The 22,204-nt window shown below is 68.4% G+C and carries 16 protein-coding genes and 6 pseudogenes; 10 read left to right on the plus strand and 12 right to left on the minus strand.

What is annotated here, in order from left to right:
- Nucleotides 1–762 precede the first annotated feature (762 nt).
- Nucleotides 763–1,638 carry a translation elongation factor Ts gene (tsf, locus tag FRZ33_RS08730; protein ID WP_146909104.1) on the minus strand — a complete coding sequence of 292 codons (876 nt, stop codon included), beginning with the start codon at nucleotides 1,636–1,638 and terminating at the stop codon, nucleotides 763–765.
- 102 nt (nucleotides 1,639–1,740) lie between these two features.
- On the minus strand, nucleotides 1,741–2,571 hold the full coding sequence (gene rpsB, locus FRZ33_RS08735) for a 30S ribosomal protein S2 (RefSeq protein ID WP_146909106.1): 831 nt from the start codon (nucleotides 2,569–2,571) through the stop codon (nucleotides 1,741–1,743).
- Between the two features lie 252 nt (nucleotides 2,572–2,823).
- On the opposite strand from rpsB, the pseudogene map reads away from it, so the two are divergent.
- From map to FRZ33_RS17705, 6 genes and pseudogenes are all read left to right on the plus strand, one after another.
- Nucleotides 2,824–3,599, plus strand: a pseudogene (gene map / locus FRZ33_RS08740) (type I methionyl aminopeptidase).
- Between the two features lie 30 nt (nucleotides 3,600–3,629).
- Nucleotides 3,630–6,266: a [protein-PII] uridylyltransferase gene (glnD, locus tag FRZ33_RS08745; RefSeq protein WP_146909108.1), complete on the plus strand. Its 2,637-nt coding sequence runs from the start codon at nucleotides 3,630–3,632 to the stop codon at nucleotides 6,264–6,266.
- Between the two features lie 10 nt (nucleotides 6,267–6,276).
- A pseudogene (gene dapD / locus FRZ33_RS08750) lies at nucleotides 6,277–7,089 on the plus strand (2,3,4,5-tetrahydropyridine-2,6-dicarboxylate N-succinyltransferase); the annotation flags it as partial.
- Between the two features lie 121 nt (nucleotides 7,090–7,210).
- A complete protein-coding gene (locus FRZ33_RS08755; protein WP_146909111.1) occupies nucleotides 7,211–7,570 on the plus strand; it encodes a Spx/MgsR family RNA polymerase-binding regulatory protein in 360 nt (119 codons plus the stop codon).
- Nucleotides 7,567–8,166, plus strand: a pseudogene (locus FRZ33_RS17700) (M20/M25/M40 family metallo-hydrolase); the annotation flags it as partial. The gene FRZ33_RS08755 and the pseudogene FRZ33_RS17700, both read left to right, overlap by 4 nt.
- Before the next feature lie 20 nt (nucleotides 8,167–8,186).
- Nucleotides 8,187–8,696, plus strand: a complete 510-nt coding sequence (locus FRZ33_RS17705) for a M20/M25/M40 family metallo-hydrolase (protein ID WP_425480633.1) — start codon at nucleotides 8,187–8,189, stop codon at nucleotides 8,694–8,696.
- A 24-nt stretch (nucleotides 8,697–8,720) separates the two neighbouring features.
- On the opposite strand, the gene FRZ33_RS15190 is transcribed toward FRZ33_RS17705, so the two are convergent.
- The gene (locus tag FRZ33_RS15190) at nucleotides 8,721–8,876 is read right to left on the minus strand and encodes a hypothetical protein (protein ID WP_158637166.1); all 156 of its coding nucleotides are present in this window, start codon (nucleotides 8,874–8,876) and stop codon (nucleotides 8,721–8,723) included.
- Nucleotides 8,877–8,980: 104 nt separating this feature from the next.
- Here FRZ33_RS15190 and FRZ33_RS16910 point away from each other — a divergent pair, with 104 nt between their 5' ends.
- Nucleotides 8,981–9,109 carry a hypothetical protein gene (locus tag FRZ33_RS16910; RefSeq protein ID WP_265468564.1) on the plus strand — a complete coding sequence of 43 codons (129 nt, stop codon included), beginning with the start codon at nucleotides 8,981–8,983 and terminating at the stop codon, nucleotides 9,107–9,109.
- Nucleotides 9,110–9,314: 205 nt separating this feature from the next.
- Here FRZ33_RS16910 and FRZ33_RS08765 read toward each other — a convergent pair.
- Nucleotides 9,315–11,758: pseudogene (locus FRZ33_RS08765) on the minus strand (penicillin acylase family protein).
- Here FRZ33_RS08765 and FRZ33_RS16915 point away from each other — a divergent pair.
- From FRZ33_RS16915 to FRZ33_RS08775, 3 genes and pseudogenes are all read left to right on the plus strand, one after another.
- Entirely contained in the window at nucleotides 11,739–11,861 is a 123-nt protein-coding gene (locus FRZ33_RS16915) for a hypothetical protein (protein WP_265468565.1), read from the plus strand. The pseudogene FRZ33_RS08765 and the gene FRZ33_RS16915 overlap by 20 nt on opposite strands.
- Before the next feature lie 100 nt (nucleotides 11,862–11,961).
- Nucleotides 11,962–13,631: pseudogene (gene asnB / locus FRZ33_RS08770) on the plus strand (asparagine synthase B).
- Between the two features lie 55 nt (nucleotides 13,632–13,686).
- Nucleotides 13,687–15,330 carry a tetratricopeptide repeat protein gene (locus tag FRZ33_RS08775; protein ID WP_146909113.1) on the plus strand — a complete coding sequence of 548 codons (1,644 nt, stop codon included), beginning with the start codon at nucleotides 13,687–13,689 and terminating at the stop codon, nucleotides 15,328–15,330.
- A gap of 51 nt (nucleotides 15,331–15,381) precedes the next feature.
- On the opposite strand, the gene FRZ33_RS08780 is transcribed toward FRZ33_RS08775, so the two are convergent.
- The 8 genes and pseudogenes from FRZ33_RS08780 to FRZ33_RS08815 all read right to left on the minus strand — a co-directional run bounded on the left by FRZ33_RS08780 (nucleotide 15,382) and on the right by FRZ33_RS08815 (nucleotide 21,915).
- A complete protein-coding gene (locus FRZ33_RS08780) occupies nucleotides 15,382–15,924 on the minus strand; it encodes a DUF924 family protein (RefSeq protein ID WP_146909115.1) in 543 nt (180 codons plus the stop codon).
- A gap of 2 nt (nucleotides 15,925–15,926) precedes the next feature.
- Entirely contained in the window at nucleotides 15,927–17,015 is a 1,089-nt protein-coding gene (locus FRZ33_RS08785; protein WP_158637167.1) for a c-type cytochrome, read from the minus strand.
- A 59-nt stretch (nucleotides 17,016–17,074) separates the two neighbouring features.
- Nucleotides 17,075–17,940, minus strand: a pseudogene (locus FRZ33_RS17290) (DUF2182 domain-containing protein).
- Nucleotides 17,888–18,520: a DUF1326 domain-containing protein gene (locus FRZ33_RS08795; RefSeq protein ID WP_146909119.1), complete on the minus strand. Its 633-nt coding sequence runs from the start codon at nucleotides 18,518–18,520 to the stop codon at nucleotides 17,888–17,890. The pseudogene FRZ33_RS17290 and the gene FRZ33_RS08795 overlap by 53 nt, the downstream one beginning before the upstream one ends.
- 131 nt (nucleotides 18,521–18,651) lie before the next feature.
- A complete protein-coding gene (locus tag FRZ33_RS08800) occupies nucleotides 18,652–19,236 on the minus strand; it encodes an OmpA family protein (RefSeq protein ID WP_146909121.1) in 585 nt (194 codons plus the stop codon).
- Nucleotides 19,173–19,682, minus strand: coding sequence for a hypothetical protein (locus tag FRZ33_RS08805; protein ID WP_146909123.1), 510 nt, complete (start codon nucleotides 19,680–19,682; stop codon nucleotides 19,173–19,175). The genes FRZ33_RS08800 and FRZ33_RS08805 overlap by 64 nt, the downstream gene beginning before the upstream one ends.
- A gap of 239 nt (nucleotides 19,683–19,921) precedes the next feature.
- On the minus strand, nucleotides 19,922–21,229 hold the full coding sequence (locus FRZ33_RS08810; RefSeq protein WP_146909125.1) for a sensor histidine kinase: 1,308 nt from the start codon (nucleotides 21,227–21,229) through the stop codon (nucleotides 19,922–19,924).
- Entirely contained in the window at nucleotides 21,226–21,915 is a 690-nt protein-coding gene (locus FRZ33_RS08815) for a response regulator transcription factor (RefSeq protein ID WP_146909127.1), read from the minus strand. The genes FRZ33_RS08810 and FRZ33_RS08815 overlap by 4 nt, the downstream gene beginning before the upstream one ends.
- Nucleotides 21,916–22,204: the final 289 nt, after the last annotated feature.

Raw genomic sequence — 22,204 nt, forward strand, 5'->3', positions numbered from 1 at the left:
GATTTTGCGGGGACAAGGGATCTGGCGCCGGCGTCACCGGGAATGGAAGGTCTCTTTCTGCTCAGTGAAGCCTTTTATTTCGCAGAAAGAGACCTTCCATTCCCGGCGACGCCGGTCCCACGGGTGCGGTTTCGTCACGGAAAGCGTGGTGCGTTCGACGCCAGGTGCTTGCGCATGCAGTCCGCGCTACCGGGTCGGATATCTTTCCTGCGGATCCGGTGGTTAAACGGGGCGAGGCCTGCGCCCGCGGCACGTCACGTCGCGGCGCGTTCCCCTGAACGCGTCTGGTGCCTTCCAGGCCAGCGTGGATGGAGTGCTCGCCGCGAAGCGGCGAAGAGCGAGTGGCGCGACGGTCTTCGCCATCAACTTCGCGCTCGCCTACAACCCAACCTCGCCCCGAAGGCACCAGACGCGTTCAGGGAACGCGCCGCGACGAAACATGCTGTGGGGATGCGCGACATCCGTCTTAACCAAACGCGCCGCGCAGGAGAGATCGCACCTGCGGAAGCCCGACGCCCCCACGCGCAAGCATTCGCCGATGCCACACCGGCCCTCCGATCAGCGATCCGGGTAAACCGCACCGGCAGCGCCGGGGAAGTGGAGGTCTCTTTCTGCGAAATAAAAGGCTTCACTGAGCAGAAAGAGACCTCCACTTCCCCGGTGATGACGGCACCAGATCCAGCCCCCGAGCTTCAAATAGCGGAGCAAAGAAAAACCCGCGGTTTCCCGCGGGTTTTCCTGTTTCGGCAAGAGCGCGATGGATCAGACCGCCATAGCCTTCGCGACTTCGGCCGCGTAATCCTCGACCACCTTCTCGATGCCTTCGCCGACGGCCAGGCGCTGGAAACCGACCACTTCGGCGCCGGCGGCCTTCAGCGTGGCCTCCACCGACAGGTCGGTGTTGAGCACGTACGGCTGGCCGTACAGCGTCACCTCGTTGACGATCTTGGCGACCTTGCCGCCGATGATCTTCTCGAGGATCTCGGCCGGCTTGGCCTTGTCCTTGTCCGACATCTTGGCCAGCTCGATTTCCTTTTCCTTGGCCAGGAAGTCGGCCGGCACGTCGGCCGCCTTGTTGTACGGCGGGTTCATCGCTGCCACGTGCATGGCGATGCCACGGGCCAGCTCGACGTCGCCGCCCTTGAGCTCGACCAGCACGCCGATGCGGCCGCCGTGGATGTAGGCGGCCACGTGGTTCGTGGTGTCCACCTTGGCCAGGCGGCGCACGTCCACCTTCTCGCCGACCTTGGCGATGACGGCGGCACGGGCTTCCTCGACGGTCTCGCCGGACGGCAGCTTGGCCGACTTCAGCGCGTCCGCGTCGGCGGCGCCGGAGGCCAGCGCGGCCTGGGCGACGGCATTGGTGAAGGACATGAAGTTGTCGTCCTTGGCCACGAAGTCGGTTTCCGAGTTGATCTCGACCAGCACGGCCTTGCCACCGTCGGTGGCGGCCACGATGCGGCCTTCGGCGGCAACGCGGTCGGCCTTCTTGTCGGCCTTGGCCAGGCCGGACTTGCGCAGCCACTCGGCCGCGGCGTCGATGTCACCGCCGGTGGTGGTGAGCGCCTTCTTGCACTCCATCATGCCGGCGCCGGTCCGCTCGCGCAGATCCTTCACAAGGGAAGCCGTGATTTCCATGGGGTATCTCCAACTATTTTGATTGGGCGCGCCGGCGGGGCCGGCACGCTCGAAAGTGGGGCCGCGGCGCATTCTGGCGCCGCGGCATGACGCGGGTATGGCTTAGCGCTTGTCGCCGGCCGGGCGGCGGGCCGGGCGCTTGTCGTCGCGCGGGGCGCGGCGCGGGGCGGCCTTCTTGTCTTCCTTGGCGACCGGGTTGCCCTCGGCGTCCAGCTCGACGAAGTCGTCGGCGGCCACGTGGGCCTGCGGCGAAGCGGCCTTGCCCTCGAGCACGGCGTCGGCGGCGGCGCGCACGTACAGCTGCACGGCACGGATGGCGTCGTCGTTGCCCGGGATCGCGTAGTCGACCAGGTTGGGGTCGTAGTTGGTGTCGACGACGGCGATGACCGGGATGCCGAGCTTCTTGGCTTCCTGCACGGCGATGTTCTCGTGGCCGATGTCGATCACGAACAGCGCGTCGGGCAGGCGGTTCATTTCCTTGATGCCGCCCAGCGAGGCTTCCAGCTTGTCGCGCTCGCGGCGCAGGCCCAGCACTTCGTGCTTGACCAGCTTCTCGAAGGTGCCGTCGGTTTCAGCGGCCTCGAGTTCCTTCAGGCGGGCGACCGACTTCTTCACGGTGGCGAAGTTGGTCAGGGTGCCGCCCAGCCAGCGCATGCTCATGTACGGCTGGCCGCAGCGGATCGCCTCTTCCTTGATCGAGTCGCGGGCCGAACGCTTGGTGCCGACGAACAGGATGGTGCCGCGCTTCTGGGCGATGGCCGAGATGTAGTTCATCGCGTCCACGAACAGCGGCAGGGTCTTCTCGAGGTTGATGATGTGGATCTTGCCGCGGGCGCCGAAGATGTACGGGCCCATCTTGGGGTTCCAGTAGCGGGTCTGGTGGCCGAAGTGCACGCCGGCTTCCAGCATCTGGCGCATGGTGACCTGGGTCATCGTGGTATTTCCTTGAACAGGGAGCCGGCCGCGCGCTGGCGGCTTCGGAGCTCCGGGGTTGGGCCTCCACCAGGCTGCCGTCTCGAACCCCGGGACCGTGGTCCCCGGGCACCCCGGGACGGGGGATGGCCTGGTGTGTGTATTCGCCGGTGACGCCCGGCGTGGGCGGTTCGAGGCCGGACAGGCCGGTTTCGAGCCGCGGGATTATAGCCCGCTGGCCGAATCGGCCGCAAGCAAGGATAATCCCCGGCCATGAGGATCACCCTGAAAAGCCCCGAGGACATCGAGCGCATGCGCGTGGCCGGCCGTTTGGCCGCCGAAGTGCTGCAGGTCGTCGCCCCCACGTGAAGCCCGGCGTGACCACCGCCGAACTGGACCGGATCTGCCACGACCACATCGTGGACGTGCAGAAGGCCATCCCGGCCAATGTCGGCTACAAGGGGTTCCCGGCGACCATCTGCACCTCGGTCAACAACGTCATCTGCCACGGCATCCCGTCCGAGGCCAAGGTCCTGAAGGACGGCGACATCGTCAACATCGACGTCACCGTGATCAAGGACGGCTGGCACGGCGACACCAGCCGGATGTACCTGGTCGGCGAGCCCAGCATCAAGGCCAGGCGCCTGGTGGACGTGACCCGCGAGGCGATGTTCCGCGGCATCCGGGTCGTGAAGCCCGGCGCCACCCTGGGCGACATCGGCCACGCCATCCAGACCTATGCCGAGTCCCAGCGTTTCTCCGTGGTGCGCGAGTACTGCGGCCACGGCATCGGCCAGATCTACCACGAGGACCCGCAGGTCCTGCACTACGGCCAGCCGATGACCGGCGTGGTGCTGCAGAAGGGCATGACCTTCACCATCGAGCCGATGATCAACGAGGGCAGCCGCCACACCAAGCTGCTCAACGACGGCTGGACCGTGGTGACCCGCGACAAGTCGCTGTCGGCGCAGTGGGAGCACACGGTGGTGGTCACCGACGACGGCGTCGAGATCCTGACCCGCCTGCCCGGCGACGACAACGAGCTGTGACCGGGGCCGGCCGGTGAGCGCCGTCCCGACATCGCCCGAACTCCCCTGTCCGTGGCCCTGGCTGCCGCGACCGACGATGCCGCCTGGCGCGAGGCCGCCAAGGCCGGCCTGGCCGCGCGCCGCGCCGGACTGCGGCGCCGCTTCGAGGCCGGCGAGGCCATCGACCGGCTGGTGTCGCTGTGCAACGAAGCCAGCGACACCGTGGTGACCTCCGCCTGGTCGCGCTGCCTGCCGGCCGACGCCCCGCTGCAGCTGCTGGCCACCGGTGGCTACGGCCGCGCCGAGCTCTACCCGCAGTCCGACATCGACCTGCTGGTGCTGGCCGAACCCGAGGCACAGAAGGCGCACGAGGCCGCGATCGGCCACTTCTTCTCCCTGCTGTGGGATGCCGGCCTGGCCACCAGCCAGGCGGTGCGTTCGACCGCGCAGTGTGTCGAGGCCGCGCGCGAGGACATCACCGTGCTCACCGCGCTGATGGAATGCCGGGTACTGGCCGGCGCCACCGACACGCCCGCGCAACTGGCCACCGCACTGGCGCCGACGGTGCTGTGGCCACCGGCGGAATACTTCGACGCCAAACGCGCCGAACAGCGCACCCGCCACGCCCGATTCCACGATACCGCACACAACCTCGAACCCAACATCAAGGAAGGCCCGGGCGGTCTGCGCGACCTGCAGACCGTGACCTGGATGGGCATGCGCCTGTACGGCGTGCCCGGCCTGCGCGCCCTGGTGCCGCTGGGCCTGCTTGGTGAGGACGAGTGCGCCAGCCTGGAGCGCGAATGGCGGATCCTTGCGCGGCTGCGCTTCGGCCTGCACCTGCTGGCCAACCGCCGCGAAGAGCGCCTGGGCTTCGACCACCAGAAGGCGCTGGCGGCCATGCTCGGGCTGAAGGACGAACACCGCGACAACCTCGCGGTCGAGCAGATGATGCAGGGCTTCTTCCGCAGCGCCGCCACGGTGATGCGCATCAACGACCGCCTGCTGCAGCGTTTCGAGGAGCAGCTTTCCGCGAAGGAAGTGCCGGAGCCGGCGGGCGAGGGTTACGAACTGCGCCACGGCTATCTTGCGATGACGCAGCCGCAGCAACTGCGCGAAGGCTTGGCGCCGATGCTGTCGCTGTTCGCCGCCTGGGACGCGCTGCCCGAAGCGCGCGGCCTGCATTCGGAAACCGCGCGCGCGCTGGGCGAGTCGCTCAGCGCCATCCGCCCCTACGAGGAACAGCCGCCGGATGTGCGCCAGCAGTTCATGGCCCTGCTGCAGACGCGCCAGGCCGTGGCCACGCTGACGCGCATGGCCCGCCTGGGCGTGCTGGCGCGTTACCTGCCGGCTTTCGGGCGCGTGTCGGGGCGCATGCAGTACGACCTTTTCCACGTCTACACGGTGGACCAGCACACGCTGACGGTGCTGGCGCACATGGACGGTTTCGCGCGCCGGGTGGACGAGCGTTTCGCCATCGCCCACGAAATCCTTCCGCGCCTGCGCAAGCCCCACCTGCTGCTGCTGGCCGGTCTGTTCCACGACATCGCCAAGGGCCGCGGCGGCGACCATTCCGAACTGGGCGCGGTGGACGCGCGCGAATTCGCCGCCGCGCACGCCATGCCCGAGGCCGACGCCGACCTGCTGGCCTGGCTGGTCGAACAGCACCTGCTGATGTCGGTCACCGCCCAGCGCCAGGACATCTCCGATCCCGAGGTGGTGGCGCGTTTCGCCGGCAAGGTCGCCGACCGCGAACACCTGGACTACCTCTACCTGCTGACCTGCGCCGACATCGCCGGCACCAGCCCGAAACTCTGGAACGCCTGGAAGGACCGGCTGCTGGCCGACCTGTACGCGGCCACGCGCTTCGCGCTGCGGCGCGGCCTGGAAAACCCGGTGCACGCCAACGAGATCATGGCCGAGACCCGCGCCGTGGCCATGGAACGGCTGCTGGGCGAAGGCCTGGACCAGGCCGAGGTCGAACACATCTGGGCCGCCTATCCCGATGTCGGGTTCCTGCGTTACCGGCCCGAGCAGATCGCCTGGCAGACCCGCGGCATCGCCGAGGCCGGCGGCGCCGAGACCGTGGTGCTGGTGCGGCCGCACGTGCAGGACGCCGGCCTGGAAGTGTTCGTGCGCACGCCCGACCGCGACGGCCTGTTCGCGGCCCTGGTCGCCACGCTGGACCGCCTGGGCTTGAACGTGCTGCAAGCGCGCGTGCTCAACTCCGCCGACGGCCACGCGCTCGACTCGTTCCAGGCGATCGCGCCGCAGGGCATCGCGCCGGAACCCTCGGCCGTGGTGGCCGCGCTGAAGGCCGCATTGCGCGACCCGGCCCGCGTGCGTCCGGCCAAACGCGCCGCGCCGCGCCAGCTGCGGCATTTCCGCGTGCCCGCGCGCGTGGACTTCGACCACCTGGCCGACGGCAGCCGCACCCGCATGTCCCTGGTCTGCACCGACCAGCCCGGCCTGCTGGCCGGCGTGGCCCAGGTGCTGCGCCAGCACCGCCTGCGCCTGCACGACGCCCGCATCGCCACCTTCGGCGAGAAGGTGGAGGACTTTTTCCTGCTCACCGACGAGCGCGACCGCGCCATCGAGGACCAGGCCCTGTTGGACGAGCTGCGCCAGGCCATCGTGGCCTGCGTCGATGGAGAGACGGAAGATGGCAAGAAAGAAGCCAAACACTGAACAACTGCAGGCGATCATCGAGGATGCCTTCGAGCGCCGCGCCACCCTGAGCGTGGCCGAGATCGACGGCTCCACGCGGCCGGCGGTGGAAGAGGCGATCGCACTGCTGGAATCGGGCAAGGCGCGCGTCGCCACCCCGGGCGCCAAGGGCTGGGAAACGCACCAGTGGCTGAAGAAGGCCGTGCTGCTGTATTTCCGTGTCAACGACATGCAACTGGTGGAAAGCTACCCGGCGCCGTACTGGGACAAGGTGCCGCTGCGGTTCGAGGGTTTCGACGAGAACGACTTCCGCGAGCTCGGCGCGCGCGTGGTGCCGGGCGCCGTGGTGCGCGCCGGCGCGCACATCGGCAAGGACGTGGTGCTGATGCCCAGTTTTGTCAACATCGGCGCGTACGTCGGCGCCGGCACCATGGTGGACACGTGGGCCACGGTGGGCAGCTGCGCACAGGTCGGCAAGAACTGCCATCTGTCCGGCGGCGCCGGCATCGGCGGCGTGCTGGAACCGCTGCAGGCCGGCCCGACCATCATCGAGGACAACTGCTTCATCGGCGCCCGTGCCGAAGTGGTGGAAGGCGTGGTGGTGGAGCAGGGCAGCGTCATCGGCATGGGCGTGTTCATCGGCCAGAGCACACGCATCTACAACCGAGCAACGGGCGAAATCAGCTACGGCCGCGTGCCGGCCGGCAGCGTCGTGGTCTCGGGCTCGCTGCCTTCGGCCGACGGAAAATATTCGCTGTACTGCGCGGTGATCGTGAAGCAGGTGGATGCCAAGACCCGCGCCAAGACCTCGGTGAACGAACTTCTTCGCGGCGCCGTGGAGTGATTTTTACCACGGATTTACACGGATAAAGGCGGATAAAAGCGGATGAATCAGTTGAGAATCCCTATCCGCTCTTATCCGGATTTTTCCGCGTGAATCCGTGTTGAAAAGAGGAATGTTACAAATGGTCACGGTTTATGGTCTGGACGCCTGTGATACGTGCCGGAAGGCGCGCAACTGGCTCAAGCGCTTCGAGCTGGAGCACACGTTCGTTGACTACCGCGCCAACCGCGTGCCGGCCGAGACCCTGAAGACCTGGGCCACGCAGCTGGGCGGCTGGGACAAACTGATCAACAAGGCCTCCACCACCTGGCGCCAGCTGCCCGAGGGACGCAAGTCGCCGGGCAGCGACCCGGAATGGACCCTGCTGCTGAAGGAACATCCGGCCCTGGTCAAACGCCCGGTGCTGGTGACCGAAGACGGCACCATCAGCGTCGGTTTCACCGACAATGCCTGGAAACTGCGCTTCGGGATCAAAAAATGAGCGACGTGCTGGCCTTCACCCGCGAACTGATCGCCCGGCCCTCGGTGACACCGGAGGACGCCGGCTGCCAGGCGCTGATCTCGGCACGGCTGGCCAAGGCCGGCTTCCGCTGCGAGCAGCTCGATTTCGGCGCGGTGAAGAACCTCTGGGCCACCCATGGTGAGGGCGGCGAGGTGCTGTGTTTCCTCGGCCACACCGACGTGGTGCCGCCGGGCCCGCGCGAGGCCTGGGCCAGCGATCCCTTCGTGCCCACCGAACGCGACGGTTTCCTCTACGGCCGCGGCGCCGCCGACATGAAAGGCAGCGTGGCCGCGTTCGTGCTGGCGCTCGAACAGTTTGTCGCCGCGTTTCCGGAACATCCGGGCATCATCGCGCTGCTGCTGACCTCGGACGAAGAGGGTGATGCCATCGACGGCGTGCGCCGCGTCGCCGACCATTTCCGCGCCACCGGCCAGCACATCCACTTCTGCATCACCGGCGAACCGTCGTCGAAGGAAAAACTGGGCGACCTGCTGCGCGTCGGTCGTCGCGGCACACTGTCGGGCACGCTCATCGTGCACGGCATCCAGGCCACGTGGCCTACCCGGAAAAGGCCCGCAACCCGATCCACCAGGTCATGCCGGTACTGGCCGAACTCGGCGCGCGCACCTGGGACACGGGTTATCCGGAGTTCCCGGCCTCGAGCTTCCAGATCTCGAACGTGCACGCCGGCACCGGCGCCAACAACGTCATCCCGGGCAGCTGCGAAGTGGTGTTCAACTTCCGCTACAACCCCGGCTGGAAAGCCGAGGCGCTGGAGCGGGAAGTGGAGACGGTGCTGGACCGCCACGGCCTGGAATACGACCTGCGCTGGCACCGCGGCGGCGAACCCTTCCTCACCGGCGAGGGCCGCCTGCGCGCCGCGGCACGCGCGGTGCTGGTGGAACAGTGCGGGGAACTGCCGGACGAAAACACCGGCGGCGGCACTTCGGACGCCCGCTTCATCGCGCCCCTGGGCGCCGAAGTGGTGGAGCTGGGGCCCATCAACGCCAGCATCCACAAGGTGGACGAACGTATTGCCCTGGATGAACTCGAGCGTCTCCCCACGCTGTACCGAGCCATCGCCGAGCGACTGCTGTCCGCCTGACCTCCGCCATCTCCCCGGTGTGTGTCAGGCCGCGGCTTTCTTGAACCAGGCCTGTTCGGCCGGCTCCGCCACCTTGTTGTCCTTGAGTTCGCGCAGGATGCCCAGCACCTCGCGGTGCACGGCCACCAGGCCTTCGTCACGGGCCTGCCGGGTTTCGTGATAGACCACCGCCAGCCACATCGCGATGCTGCGCTGGCGCAGCTGGATCGAGCGGTCGCCGACGCGGCTGGCCGCGGTCGCGGCGACCGGGCCAGGGGGCGGTACATCGAGGCTTCGTTGTCGCCGTGCAGGTGCGGCTGTGGCAGCACCGCGGCGGCCTGGATCTCGGCGAGGGTCATGTCTGTCGCCTGCTTGCGCTGTTCCGCATTCAGGGCGAGCACGGCCTGGCGCACTGCGCCGGCCTGTTTCGTTAGCATCCTGCGACGCCATTGCGTCAACAAGCTGATCAAAAGGTCCATCTTCAATCCACCTCGCCGGTTCTTGGAATCGGTGCGGCAGATCGCTCCCCCTGACGGCGATCTTCCCGTCCCTGCGCCGGCGGAGCGGGCCGGGCAGCGCCCCGTTTATGGCCGAATTCGTGACGCCTGTCAGCTTCTCTTCTTCGAAATGTGAACAAGTTCACATTTTGGGCTGGAGCTGCAGGCGGTGTTCGGTGGCCTGGGGCAGGAAAGGCGTGGCTTCGCCGCGCACCCAGGCTTCGTGGCCGGCGCCCCAGAACGGCGACAGCGGGTGGCCGCTCTGGCCGCCGGGCATGTGGATGATGCCGTCGGCCTCGTGGCCCGGGGCCACCACCATGCGCTGGCTGGCCCCGAACTGCGGGCCCTGTACGCGTGGCATGTTGCCGTCGCCGGGCAGCGGGTCGGCTGGCATGCACAGCCAGGATTTCGCGAACGCCGGCATCGCCCCGGCCATCGGGTGGCAGATCGCCGCGGTGTTGCGCGAACCCCAGGTGCGGGCACCGAGCGGGCCGCGGATCTGTCCGCGCACCTCCTGCGCCGCATCGGCCAGCAGCGTTTCCCAGCTGCCGAACTTGCGCGGCAGCAGGTGCGCCGGGCGCTGCTGCAGCAGCGGCCAGGCCACCGATTCCATCTGCGGCAGGTCGGGCATGACGAAGTCATCGCCCAGCGCCACCTGGGCCGGCGCCAGCAGGCCGTTCTGGATGCGCCCGATCACGGCCAGCCGCCAGGCCCGCACCAGCCGGTAGCTGGTGGAGTCCACGCTGGCGTGGCCGTCCCAGGTCGCCGCTTCGTGCGCCAGCGAACGCAGCGCCTCGTCGGGATTGGTCTTCGCTTCGTCCAGCAGGGCCTGGTGCCAGCGCTTCAGGAACAGCGCACGGTCGTCGAGCTGGATCGCCAGCAGGTCGGCTTCGGTGAATGATTCCTTCGCGTACAGGCCATCGCGGATCTGCTTCGCCCGCGCACCGTTGGCGTAACCGGCGTCGCCGACCAGCTTCAGCGCCTCGCCGTCCACGGTGCGGGCGTTCGCGGTCCACAGACGGCCGTCCACGGGATCCACCAGCGCCGGGTTCTCGGTCGGGGACAGCCAGCCGGCCCAGCGGCAGGCGGCTTCGACCTTCAGTGGCCCGGTGGCGTCGCAGTCGCCGGCGCGTTCGGGCATCTGCGCGGTCAGGCGCCAGGCGATGCGGCCGGTATGGTCGCCGATCACCAGGTTCTGCGCCGGGATGCCGGCGGTGTCGGCCACGGCCAGGCCGGCATCCAGGTCGGCGGCCCAGGCCATGTCGGACAGGCCGAAGTTCAGTGCACCCGGCAACTGCGCGGTCCAACGCAGCGCCAGCGACGATTCCCCGTCGAGCTCGGCGGTGATCGGGCCCCAGCGTGTGTCGCGCACCTTCAGCTCCACCGGTTCGCCACCCTTCACGCGGATCCATTCGCTGGTGGTGCGCACGGCCGCCTGGCCACCGGGTACGTAATAACGCAGGCGCTGCTCGTCGGCCCAGTCCACGCGATAGAAATCCAGCCAGTCGCCGTAGCTGTTGGTGAACCCCAGGCCACGCGTCCATTGCTGCCGACGATCACCGCCGGGATGCCGGGCAGGGTGAAGCCCGACACATCCACCTTGCCGCCGGGTGCGCGGGCATCGGCGTACTGCAGTCGGGCGCGGAACCAGATGTTGGGCGCGCGAAGTCCCAGGTGCATGTCGTCGGCGACGATGGCACGGCCGTCGGCGGTGAGCTTGCCCGACACCGCGAAATTGTTGCTGCCGGGCGCGGCCGGTTCGGACACCTTGTGGTCGGGGTTGTCCCAGCTCGTAGGCAGCTTGCGCAGGTCCAGCACGTCCGGGCCGGGCAGCAGTACGTTTCCGCGCGCCTCGCCGACCAGCGGCGCATCCCATTCGCTGCCGTCGGTGGCGATCAATGCGTACAGCTCAGGCGGAACAGATTCACGGATGCGCCAGAGCGCCAGCTCGCGCGAGTTCGTTTCGTCCTGCAGGTCGAAGAACATCGCGTACCCGACCAGCGCGGTGTCGGCCACGGTCCAGGGTTCGGGCTCGGTCTGCAGCAGCAGGTAGGGCCAGGGTTTATTGCGCAGTGCGGCCAGGCCGGCGTTGACCCCGTCGCGGTAGGCCTCCAGCACCGGCAAGCGGTCGCCGGCGACGTCGGCCAGGCTTTCCTCCAGGCGCGCACGCAGGCGGTGCACGCGGACCACCTTGTCGCGTTCCACCGCCATCGGACCGAACAGCGCCGACAGCTCGCCCGCGGACGAACGTCGCAGCAGGTCCATTTCGAAAAACCGTTCCTGTGCGTGCACGAAGCCCAGCGCGCGCGCGGCGTCGGCTTCGTTCGCGGCGGAAACGGTGGCCACGCCCGGGGCGTCGCGTTCGACGGTGGCCTCGGCCGACAGGCCGGGCAGGGCACTTTCGCCGTCCAGGTCCGCCAGGCTGCCGCGCCAGGTCCACAGCCCCGCCAGTATCGCCAGCACCCCCAGGATCACGACCACGGCCAACAGGCGCAGGGCGACACGGAACAGCTTGGGCATGGCGGGCTCGCTTGCGGCGGGTAAGGGACTGTGACTAGGATGGCCCATGTCCTGCCGCCTCGCCATCGCCCTGAATCTCCGGACCGACCCGATCCGGGCCGGCGGCGACTGCGCGAACAACAACAACGCCAATAACAACAATCGTCCCCGAATGCGGGTCGACGACTAGGCGCGCTCCACCCACAGCCCCCAGTCCCCGACGGCCCGCACTGACGAAGTGCGGGCCGTCTGCTTTTGTGCCCCCGAAAAACCGCCCAAGGAGTTTCCCCATGTGTTCCATCCTCGGTCTGCATGACCCCCGCCCCGGCGCCGACGTGATGCCGCTGCGGCCGCTGGCCCTGTCGCTGTCGGCGCGCCAGCGCCACCGCGGCCCCGACTGGTCCGGCGTGTACGCCGAACCGCGCTGCCTGCTGGTGCACGAGCGCCTGGCCATCGTTGATCCCGCCGGCGGCGCCCAGCCGCTGCGTTCGGGCGACGGGCGGCTGGCGCTGGCGGTGAACGGCGAGATCTACAACCACCGCGAGCTCGAACGCGCGTCCACAGTGGCTTATGAGTTCCAGACCGGTTCGGACTGCGAGGTCATCAACGCGCTGTACCTGGAACACGGCCCGGCCGGCGTGGCGAAGCTCAACGGCATCTATGCCTTCGCGTTGTGGGATGCCGCCGAAGGGCGCCTGGTCATCGCCCGCGATCCACTCGGCGTGTGCCCGCTGTACTGGGGCCACGACGCCGACGGCCGGCTGTGGGTGGCGTCGGAAATGAAGGCGCTGGCGCGGCATTGCGCGGATGTCTCCGCATTCCCGCCGGGCCATGTCTACGACAGCGCCACCGGCGAGCTCACCTTCTTCCACGAACGCGACTGGCGCGACTACGACGCCGTGCAAGGCAAAACGGTGTCGAGGCAATCTCTGCGCGAAGGCTTCGAGCAGGCCGTGCACCGGCAGATGATGACCGACGTGCCCTACGGCGTGTTGCTCAGCGGCGGCCTGGATTCCTCGCTCGTGGCCGCCTGCGCCGCGCGTTTCGCCCGCCAGCGCGTGGAGGAGGACGATGCGGCCGAAGCCTGGTGGCCGCGCCTGCACAGTTTCGCCATCGGCCTGGAAGGTTCGCCCGACCTGGCGGCGGCCGAAGTAGCGGCGAAAGCGCTGGGCACCGTGCACCACGGTTTCACCTACCGGTTCGACGAAGGCCTGGACGCGCTGCCCGACGTCATCCGCCACGTCGAGACCTACGACGTGACCACCATCCGCGCCTCCACCCCGATGTACCTGCTGGCCCGGCGCATCAAGGCCATGGGCGTGAAGATGGTGCTCAGCGGCGAGGGCAGCGACGAGATCTTCGGCGGCTACCTCTATTTCCACAAGGCGCCGAACGCGCGCGAATTCCACGACGAATGCGTGCGCAAGCTCGGCGCCTTGCACCAGTTCGACTGCGCCCGCGCCAACAAGGCGATGATGGCCTGGGGTGTGGAAGCGCGCGTGCCGTTCCTGGACCTGGAGTTCCTCGACCTTGCGATGGGCATGGATGCACAGGCCAAGATGGCCGGCGGCGGCCGCATCGAGAAGGCGGTGCTGCGCGAGGCCTTCGAGGGCGCACTGCCGAAGGAAATCCTGTGGCGCCAGAAGGAACAGTTCAGTGACGGTGTCGGTTACGGGTGGATCGACGGGCTCAAGGCCCATGCCGAGAGCTATGTGAGCGACACGATGATGGCGCAGGCCGCACTGCGTTTCCCGGTCAACCCGCCGCAGACCAAGGAAGCGTACTGGTACCGCGAACTGTTCGAACGCGAGTTCCCCGGCGAGGCCTGCGCGCGCACCGTGCCCGGCGGCAAGTCCATCGCCTGTTCGTCGCCGGCGGCGATCGCCTGGGACCCGGCCTTCGCCAAGGCCGCCGATCCTCGGGACGCGCGGTCGCGGGGGTGCACCAGGCCCCGGTCTGAGCCGGACGGCCCGATCGCCTATGATGGCCGGGCAGTCGCCCAGGGGAGGGTGTGGATGCGGAAGTTCTTCAACGAACTCAGGCGCCGCGGCGTGCTGTCGGCGATCGCCTATTACGCAGCCGGCGGCTGGCTGCTGGTCCAGGTCGCGACCCAGGTGCTGCCGTTCTACAACGTGCACGACTGGGTGGTGCGGGGGTTCATCGGCGCGGTGGTGGCGGGCTTCCCGGTCGCCATCGTCGTGGCCTGGTTCTACAAGTGGACGCCGGGCGGCTGGTTGCGCGAGGTCGATGTCGAGTCCGAGTCATCCGAGCCACCGAAGGACATCCCGTTCGCCACCGATGCGTCGATCGCGGTGCTGCCCTTCGACGACATGAGCGCGCAGAAGGACCAGGGCTATTTTTCCGACGGCCTGGCCGAGGAGGTGCTGAACCTGCTGGCCCAGGTGCCGCAGTTGCGGGTGATCGCGCGCACGTCCTCGTTCTCGTTCAAGGGCCAGACCGCGGACATCGGCAGGATCGCCAGGGCGCTGAACGTCGCCAACGTGCTCGAAGGCAGCGTGCGCAAGTCCGGCGACAAGCTGCGCGTCACCGCCCAGTTGATCCGCTCGAGCGACAGTTCGCACCTGTGGTCGCAGAACTACGACGTCGAGTTGACCGACGTGTTCGAGGTACAGGACCAGATCGCCCGCGCCGTGGTCGCCGCGCTCAAGGTGAAGCTGCTCCCCGGCCAGCAGGGGATCCATGCGCACCGGCCGCGCGTACCCGAGGCCTATGACCATTACCTGCGCGGACAGGATGTGTTCCGGCGCGGCCGCTACGACGACATCCAGCGCGCCGTCGAAGCCTTCGAGCGCGCCGTCGAACTGGACCCGGGGTATGCCGCGGCCTTCGCCGGCCTCGCCAACGCCCGCGGCGCGGTGGCCGATTTCGCGCCGGACCCGGAAGCGCGCGCGGCGGGCAAACGTTCGGCGGCCGCCGCGGCCGAGCGGGCGATCGTGCTCGCCCCCGACCTGGCCGACGGTTATGTCGTGCGCGGCCGCATGCGCATGGCCCTGCTGCGGGACTGGGCCGGCGCCGAGGCGGATTTCCGGCAGGCCCTGGCCGTCGAGCCGAACCGGACCGAGGTGCTGATTCCTTATGCCCTGTTGCAGAACAACCTGCTGCATACCGGGCAGTCGCTGAAGGCGGTGCGCCGCGCCCTTGATGCCGACCCGCTGTCCTGGGTGGCGTGGATGCTGCAGGGCGCCGTGCTGGCACGCGCCGGCCGGGTGGAGGACAGCCGGAGTTCGTTCGAGCGTTCGCTGCAGATCAGCCCGGCCTCCAGCTACAGCCGCTATGAACTGGGCTGCCTGGAGCTGGTGCATGGACGGCCCGAAGTCGCGCTCACGCACTTCAGGCTGGCGGGCGAGGCCTTCGGCCAGGCCGGCATCGCCATGGCCCAGCACACGCTGGGCAAGCCTCAGGAATCACAGGCCGCGCTGGACGAACTGGAAACGAAGTACGCCACCGGCTTCCTGTTCCAGATCGCCCAGGTTCATGCCTGGCGTGGCGACCACGATGCCGCCTTCGCCTGGCTCGAACGCGCCTGCAACGAACACGATGCCGGCATCACCCGCCTGCGCAGCGACCTGGTGCTGGACCGGATCAGGGACGATCCGCGTTTAGCAGCCCTGGTGAAGAAGGTCGGGTTTCCGGACTGAACGCCTGCATGGAGTGTCCGTTCCATGCGGCCGCAGCGGGGCAGGCGAAGCTCAGAACGCCGAGCCGGGCTCGGTCAGGAAAAGTTCCTCTTCCGGCGTGGACTCACGGCCCAGAATACTGTTCCGATGCGGATAACGGCCGAAGCGGTCGATGATGGCCTTGTGCCGCAGTTCGAACTGCAGGTTGTCGTCGGGGGCAAACGTCGCGAACAGCGGCACTGCCAGCTCGTGGATCGCGCGCGACTCGCTGTGCATGTAGGGCATCAGCAGGAAGTTCGCCTCGGTCGGCGCCAGGGCTCCGGTCGCGCCGGCACGGACAGCTTCCTGCGCCAGCACAAGGGCCATCGGGTCCTGCGCGAACGCGGCCGGCGTGCCGCGATGGATGTTGCGCGAGAACTGGTCCAGCACGATCACTTCGGCCAGGCGCCCGCGCGGGCTGTCACGCCAGGCATGCAGCTCGCCCGCGGCGGCCTGCAGCAACAAGCCGAGGAAACGCGTGCGCAGTAGCGTGTCGAAGTCCGGGTCGACCTTCCACCAGTTTTCGGTTGGTGTCTGGACGAACCAGAAATCCAGAATGTCTTCGATGGAGGACATGGTCAGTGCGCCGCACCGGGGCTGGCCCGGCCCGCCACCACCGGATACCCCAGCGTGATCCAGCCCTGGATGCCTTCGTACAACACGGCGGTGTTCTTCACGCCGGACTCGCGCAGGCTGCGCACCACCGATTCGGCGGCGGCGCGCGGGCATTCGCAGTAGGCGACGATCCAGGTGCCGTCGGCCGGCAGGCTGGCCAGCACTTCCTCGCGGCTGCTGTAGTAGGGCGCGGGCACGGCGCCGGCGATGTGGGTCATCTGCCACATCGAGGTGACGCGGGTATCGAGCAGCACCATCTTCTTGCCGGCCTTGAGTTCACGGTCGAGTTCGGCGGCGCTGACATACAGGCCATCGGCGAGCGTGAAATCCGGCGCGGCGGCTTCGGGGTTGAGCACGATCCGGTCCAGTGGCGGCGGCGTGGCCAGCACCGGCTTCTCGTGTTTCCAGCCGCTGCTGCGGCTGCGCAGGAAAGCAGTGACGCCATCGAGCTCGCCGGCGCTCAGCGTGTCCTTGAAGGCGGGCATGGGCGTGCCGTCGCGGCCCTCGGCGATGGCGTGCCGCAGGAAGCGGTCGGGCGTCAGGCCCAGCATCACCGGATTGCCCAGCGCGGTGCCGGTGCCGCCTTCGCCGTTGGCGCCATGGCAGCTGGCGCAGTTCTCCGCATAGACCCTGGCGCCGAGCGCTGCATCGCCAGCCACCGGGTCGTGGGTGACGCTGAAAGGTTCGACCTTCTCGACGGTCGCCAGCCACAGCGCGAGTTCGCGGACCTCGGGCAATGTCATCGGCCCGCCGATTTCATCCAGGTACCCGCCCATCGGCGTGCCGGGCCGGCCGTAGGCAATCGCTTCGCGCAGCGTGCGCGGGAAGCCCGAGGCCAGCAGCGACTTCGATTTCAGCGACGGCGCATGGTCGTTGACGTGGCCCTGGCGGTCGGCGCCGTGGCAGAGCGAGCAGTAGCGCTGGTAGCGTGCTTCCGCGGCCACCATCTGTTCGTCGGTGAGCGTGGGTAGGCTGGTCAGGGGCGCCTGGGCGCGAACCAGGCCGCTGGCCACGATCGCGGCTAGGAAAAACAGCGGGGCACTCGAGCGCATGAGGGTCGTTTCCTGGCATCGGCCGTGTCGGCGGATGATAGCCCAGTGTGTCGCCGCGCCTAGATCCACAAGGTCGCCAGCCCCCACACGATCAACAGCGCACCGACGGTACGCGCGACCGCGCGGCCCGGCGCCAACCATTTTTCCGCCATCACCAGCACCATCAGGCCGGCGATCCACGCCAGGTTCATCACGCCGCCTACGAACAGCAGGGCCATCAGGATCCAGCAGCAGCCGAGGCAAACCATGCCGTGCCGCAGGCCCAGCCGGAACGCGCCCATCGTCCCCGGCTGCCAGTAGCGGGTCAGGAAGGCGAAGGGCGCCCGACACTGCGCCAGGCAGGCGTCCTTGAGCGAAGAGAACTGGTACAGGCCGGCTGCGATCAACACCCCGGCCGACAGCCAGCGGCTCTGCGAGCCCATGCCCATCGCCGATTCCAGCCCGGCCAGTTCGAGCGCGTACTGCAGCGCCGTCGCCAGCAGCGCAAACACCCCCAGATCGCCAGGTAGCCGGCCGCGAACGGCGCCGTCGGTGCCAGGGCCGCCGCCTGGCCGCGCAACTGTGCCTGCCGGTGCACCCGGGCGTACAGCAGGATGGTCGGCGCCGCCGTCGGCGTCATCATCGCGACCATCATCGTCCACCACATCGCCACGACCAGCGCGAAATAGGGCGGCGTCCAGTCCGTCGGCGCCATGGCCATGCCCGTGGCGTGCGGAAACAGCGCCAGCGACGTCATCTGCCAGGCGTCCATGCCCATGCCGGCGCCGGCGACAGTGTGGGCGCCCGCCAGCAACACCAGCACGACCAGGCCCGCCGATGTCACCCAGCGGTCGCGCCGCAGCAGTACCTCGATGGCGGGCACCGGCGCCCGGTCAGGCGCGGATGATCCCATGGCTGTCCATGTGCAGCTCGGCGAACTGGCCATAGGTGTTCTGGAACGCGACCTGCACCGGCCCCTGCGTGCGGCTGGAGGCGCTGCCGATTTCGGCCACGGCGTATTCGAAGCCCTCGGGCAGTTCGATGCGCGCGCGCGTTTCCTTGCCGGTGACCTTGTTGCGGATCGGCTCGCCGACGGTGTCGATGTAACCGTGGACGAAGATGCGGCCGCGGCGTGCGTCCACGTCCACCGTCAGATCAATGTCGGTGAACACCGGTTCGTTCATGACCGTCACCGTGGATGCGAACACCGCGAACATGGTCGCGAACGGATCGGTGTCCTGGCCGGTCATGATCTTGAGCAGGGCCTCGCGCTGGGCCGCGTCCGCGCGCCGGTCGACGAAGGCGATCGCCTCGCCGTTGCCTTCGTGGATCGGACCGGGCCATTTGAAGATGGCGGCGATGCGCAGCCCGTCGAGCCGGGTGTCGCCGTGGTGGCCGGTGTCGATCTGGATGCCCGCCACCGCATGGCAGTGGCCCTTGTCGGGCAACGCGTCGAACTGGCAGTTGCAGCCATATTCGCAGGAGCAGTTCACCAGCCCCCGACCCTTGATTTCCCATGTGGCCATGGCGATCTCCCGGGGGTGGACGGTGGGGCGAATCTACTCCTCGGCGGGGGCCGGAACAATCGCCAGGGTGGCAACAGAAAACCCCGCGCCAGGCGGGGTTTTCTGCTCAATCGTTGCTGGCGCGCGGGCGTTTATTCCGCAAGCGACAGTTTGACCTCGACCCGGCGGTTCTTCGCCCGGTTTTCTTCGCTGTCGTTGGGCACGATCGGGTTGGTCAGGCCGTGCCACAGCAGCACGATCCGGGACGATTCCACGCCCTTGCCGACCAGGTAGTCGCCGACCATCTCGGCGCGCCGCTTGGACAGTCCCTCGTTGTAGTTGCGGTCGCCGACATCGTCGGTGTAGCCCGCGGCCACCAGTTTGACGTCCTTGTTCTCGGTCATGAACGTGGCGATCTTGTCCAGGTTCGCCTTGTCCTCGTCGTCCAGTTCGGTCCCGTCGAAGGTGAAGTTGAGGTTGTTCTGCGGAACCGGGCTCTCGGTGACCTTGACGTCCCACAGCGCGCTGCTCGAATACTCCGGATGCGCGAAGAAGTCGGCCAGCGGGATCATGCGCGAGCAGTTGTTGATTTTCGCGACGTTCGCGGCGAGTTCAGCCTGGCGTTCGCCTTCCGCACTGCTGACCACGTAGAAGCACGCGTCGTGTTTCTTGGCTAGGTCCATGGCGGTACTGACCGGGCTCTTGCCGGTGTACTCGCCGTCCCAGAACACGAACACGGCGCTCCGGCCCTGCAATCCCCGAGGATCGGGTCGAGCTTCTCCAGCGCGAACTTGAGCGGCGTCGGACCCCGGCCCTTGTCCGGCAGTCCCGTAAACACCGCGCTGATCTTGTCGCGGTCGAACAGGGCCGCCGGGTAGTTTTCCCGCCAGCCGGTGTAGGTGTAGATGCCGATCTGGTGGCCGAGGTCCGGGAACCAGGTGATCCGGTCGTTCAGCTCGATCTTCATCGTCTCGATGATCGGCTTGCCGGAGGCAGGGAAGATTTCGTTGGTCGAGGAAGAAGTGTCGAGCAGGAAGATGCCGTTGTCGGCGACCTTGATCAGTTGCTCCGTCCTCAGGACGCCGTCGGCGATTTCACGCTTTGTGATGATTTCGGTCGCGAACGTCGCCGGAGCGACGAGGCAGCCGATGGTTGCAGCCAGGATACCGATTCGAAGATTCATGAAGGTTCTCCATTTCCGCGATGCTTCCGCGGGAGCAAAGCACTCGAGATCCGACCTGGACGCGAAGTGGGCACCCCAGTCGGCGCAACCTGCGGCAGGGGAGCCCCTCCCTCCCGTTCAGGTTCGCCCAAGCTAGTCCCCAGTCCCGCCCATTTCTACTGACCCTTGGCCCCATGTCCTGGACGCGGCCACTCCAGGGGTGTGCAGGCAATTGCCCGCCGGCGGACGGCCTGGGGGCGCTACGGCAAGGTCAACGCGGTGCGCGCGCGCCGTTCAGCGGTTCTGCAGCCGAGGCGCCGGGGGGGCAGTGGAAAGCGCGCGCGGACCTGGCCGTCCACCTCGCGCACATCGAGCACGATGCCGTGGCGTTCGCACAGGCGCCGGACGATGCCCAGGCCCAGGCCAAATCCGGGGCTGTCTTCGCGGCGATGCCCGAGCACGGCGTCGCCAGCGACCGGATTGGCAATGCACAGGTCGCCATTGCCGGAAGTGATGTGCACGATGCCTTCGGCACCGTGCACCAGCGCATTGCCGACCAGATTCGAGAGCAGGGAGCGCAGCACGGCTTCGGGCAGGTCGGTGGTGTCCGCATCCGCAACCTCGACCTGCAGCTCCATCGCCCGCCCTTCGGCCAATGGCGACTGATCCACGATCACGCGTTCGAGTACCGGCAGGACGCGCACCGGCGCCGACGGCACGATGCGTTCCTCGCGTGCCAGCGACAACAGCAGATCCACCGTCTGCTGCAGTTGCATGGCGGATTGTTGCAGGTGCTGCGCACTGGCCCGGGCGTCTGCATCGAGGTCCGTGCGCGCCAGCAGGCGTTCGGAGGCGCTGCGGATCACGGCCAGCGGCGTGCGCAGTTCGTGGCTGACGTCGCGGGTGAACTCGCGTTCGCGCGCGACGAACTCGCGCAGGCGGTCGGCCAGCGATTGCAGGCCATGCGCCAGCACGCCGACCTCGTCGTGGCGGAAGCCGCGGTCCAGGCCGCGTGGCGGGTCGCCCGGGTCCAGTCGTTCCATCTCGCCGGCCAGGCGCGCCAGCGGGCCTGCGGTGCGATGGGCCAGCCAGGCCGCCACGCCCAGCGCCAGCAGCACCAGGACCAGCGCGGTGACCGCCAGCAGCGCCAGGATGTCGTCGCGCATCGGCCGCACCACCAGTTGCGCACTGACTTCAGCGACCAGCCAGGCCTGGGCCGTGCCGTCGGTGCCGCGCAGCGCGAGCAGGTGGTAGTGGCGACCGGCCTCGCCGGCGAACTCTTCGCGATCGGGTTCGCTGGCGTGGGCCCGGCGCAGGTCGTCGGGGAACGCCGCCGCGCTGTCGTGCAGCCGGATCCAGGGTTCGCGGGGCTGGCCCCAGGTGCCGGTGGTGGCGTGCTGGCGCTGCAGTGCCGCGCCTTCCTGCGCCAGCGTCGCCTCAAGGAAACTGTCTTCGACCGCGTACATGAAGACGACCGCGTACAGCCCGAACATCCCGGCCACCAGCAGCGTGAACGATCCAAACGCCAGCATCAGCCGCCGGCGCAGCGACGCCGCGCGCCGGCTCACGCGTCCGGCTCCAGCTTGAAACCGACGCCGTGCACGGTGCGCAGCATCGGCGTGGCGAACGGCCGGTCCAGCGCCTGCCGAAGCACGTAGAGATGCGAACGCAGCGGATCGGAGGCCGGCGCCTCGTCGCCCCAGACCCGCTGCACCAGCTCGCTGCGGGTGAGCGTGCGGGGCCAGGCCTCGGCCAGGGCCAGCAGCAGCTGGAAGGGAATGTTCGGCAGCTCGATGCGCTGGCCTTCCCGCGTCACTTCGCTGGTGCGCCGGTCGATCGCGAGCGAACCGATGCACAGCCGCACCGGTTCGCCGACGCGATGGCGGCGTGCGAGCGCCAGGCACCGCGCCAGCAGTTCGGCGCCGGCGAAGGGTTTCACCAGGTAGTCGTCGGCGCCGGCCTCGAAACCGCGCACCTTGTCCTCGACCGCGTCGCGCGCGGTCAGCATCAGCACCGGAATGTGGCGGTCGGCTTCCTGGCGCAGCCGTTCGCAGACGCGCAGGCCGTCCAGGCCCGGCAGGCCCAGGTCGAGCACCAGCACGTCGGGCGGATCGGCCAGGGCCAGCGCGAGGCCGATGCGGCCGTCCGCCGCGAAATCGACGCGATGCCCCTGCGCTTCCAGCAGACCAGCGAGCTGGGAACGCAGGGCCAGGTTGTCTTCGACGATCAGTAGGCGGAGGCCGGGAGCGGTCATCTCAATGAGTCGGGCGCGCGGGCAGGTCATGAGCTTGCTTGAGCTCCGGGAGCTTTGCCAGCCGCGCGGCCCGGGCGTTGCGCGGGCCGCGGCTGGCCGAGGCGCCGGTGCGCTTCCGTGATGGCCGGTGCGTCGACGTTGATCTCCGACGGGTGGATCCGGAGACTGCCGCAGCGATGTGAAGCCGATCTCAAGCGGGCGTTCTCCGCCAACTTGAGCGCCGCCGGGAGGCTGTGACAATCTCGGTGCCGATCCAGGGCGGCGGCCACCCGTCGCACGAACCGGAGGC

The sequence above is a fragment of the Arenimonas daejeonensis genome (genome assembly GCF_007993735.1).
GTDB classification, from domain to species: domain Bacteria; phylum Pseudomonadota; class Gammaproteobacteria; order Xanthomonadales; family Xanthomonadaceae; genus Arenimonas; species Arenimonas daejeonensis.

Bases quoted from the DNA above. Each gene is read 5' to 3' on its own strand.
- tsf (WP_146909104.1), bottom strand. From the start codon at position 1,638: ATGGAAATCACGGCTTCCCTTGTGAAGGATCTGCGCGAGCGGACCGGC.
- rpsB (WP_146909106.1), bottom strand. From the start codon at position 2,571: ATGACCCAGGTCACCATGCGCCAGATGCTGGAAGCCGGCGTGCACTTC.
- FRZ33_RS08755 (WP_146909111.1), top strand. From the start codon at position 7,211: ATGGTCACGGTTTATGGTCTGGACGCCTGTGATACGTGCCGGAAGGCG.
- FRZ33_RS17705 (WP_425480633.1), top strand. From the start codon at position 8,187: ATGCCGGTACTGGCCGAACTCGGCGCGCGCACCTGGGACACGGGTTAT.
- FRZ33_RS15190 (WP_158637166.1), bottom strand. From the start codon at position 8,876: ATGTGGCTGGCGGTGGTCTATCACGAAACCCGGCAGGCCCGTGACGAA.
- FRZ33_RS16915 (WP_265468565.1), top strand. From the start codon at position 11,739: ATGTCCTGCCGCCTCGCCATCGCCCTGAATCTCCGGACCGACCCGATC.
- FRZ33_RS08775 (WP_146909113.1), top strand. From the start codon at position 13,687: ATGCGGAAGTTCTTCAACGAACTCAGGCGCCGCGGCGTGCTGTCGGCG.
- FRZ33_RS08780 (WP_146909115.1), bottom strand. From the start codon at position 15,924: ATGTCCTCCATCGAAGACATTCTGGATTTCTGGTTCGTCCAGACACCA.
- FRZ33_RS08785 (WP_158637167.1), bottom strand. From the start codon at position 17,015: ATGCGCTCGAGTGCCCCGCTGTTTTTCCTAGCCGCGATCGTGGCCAGC.
- FRZ33_RS08795 (WP_146909119.1), bottom strand. From the start codon at position 18,520: ATGGCCACATGGGAAATCAAGGGTCGGGGGCTGGTGAACTGCTCCTGC.
- FRZ33_RS08805 (WP_146909123.1), bottom strand. From the start codon at position 19,682: ATGAATCTTCGAATCGGTATCCTGGCTGCAACCATCGGCTGCCTCGTC.
- FRZ33_RS08815 (WP_146909127.1), bottom strand. From the start codon at position 21,915: ATGACCGCTCCCGGCCTCCGCCTACTGATCGTCGAAGACAACCTGGCC.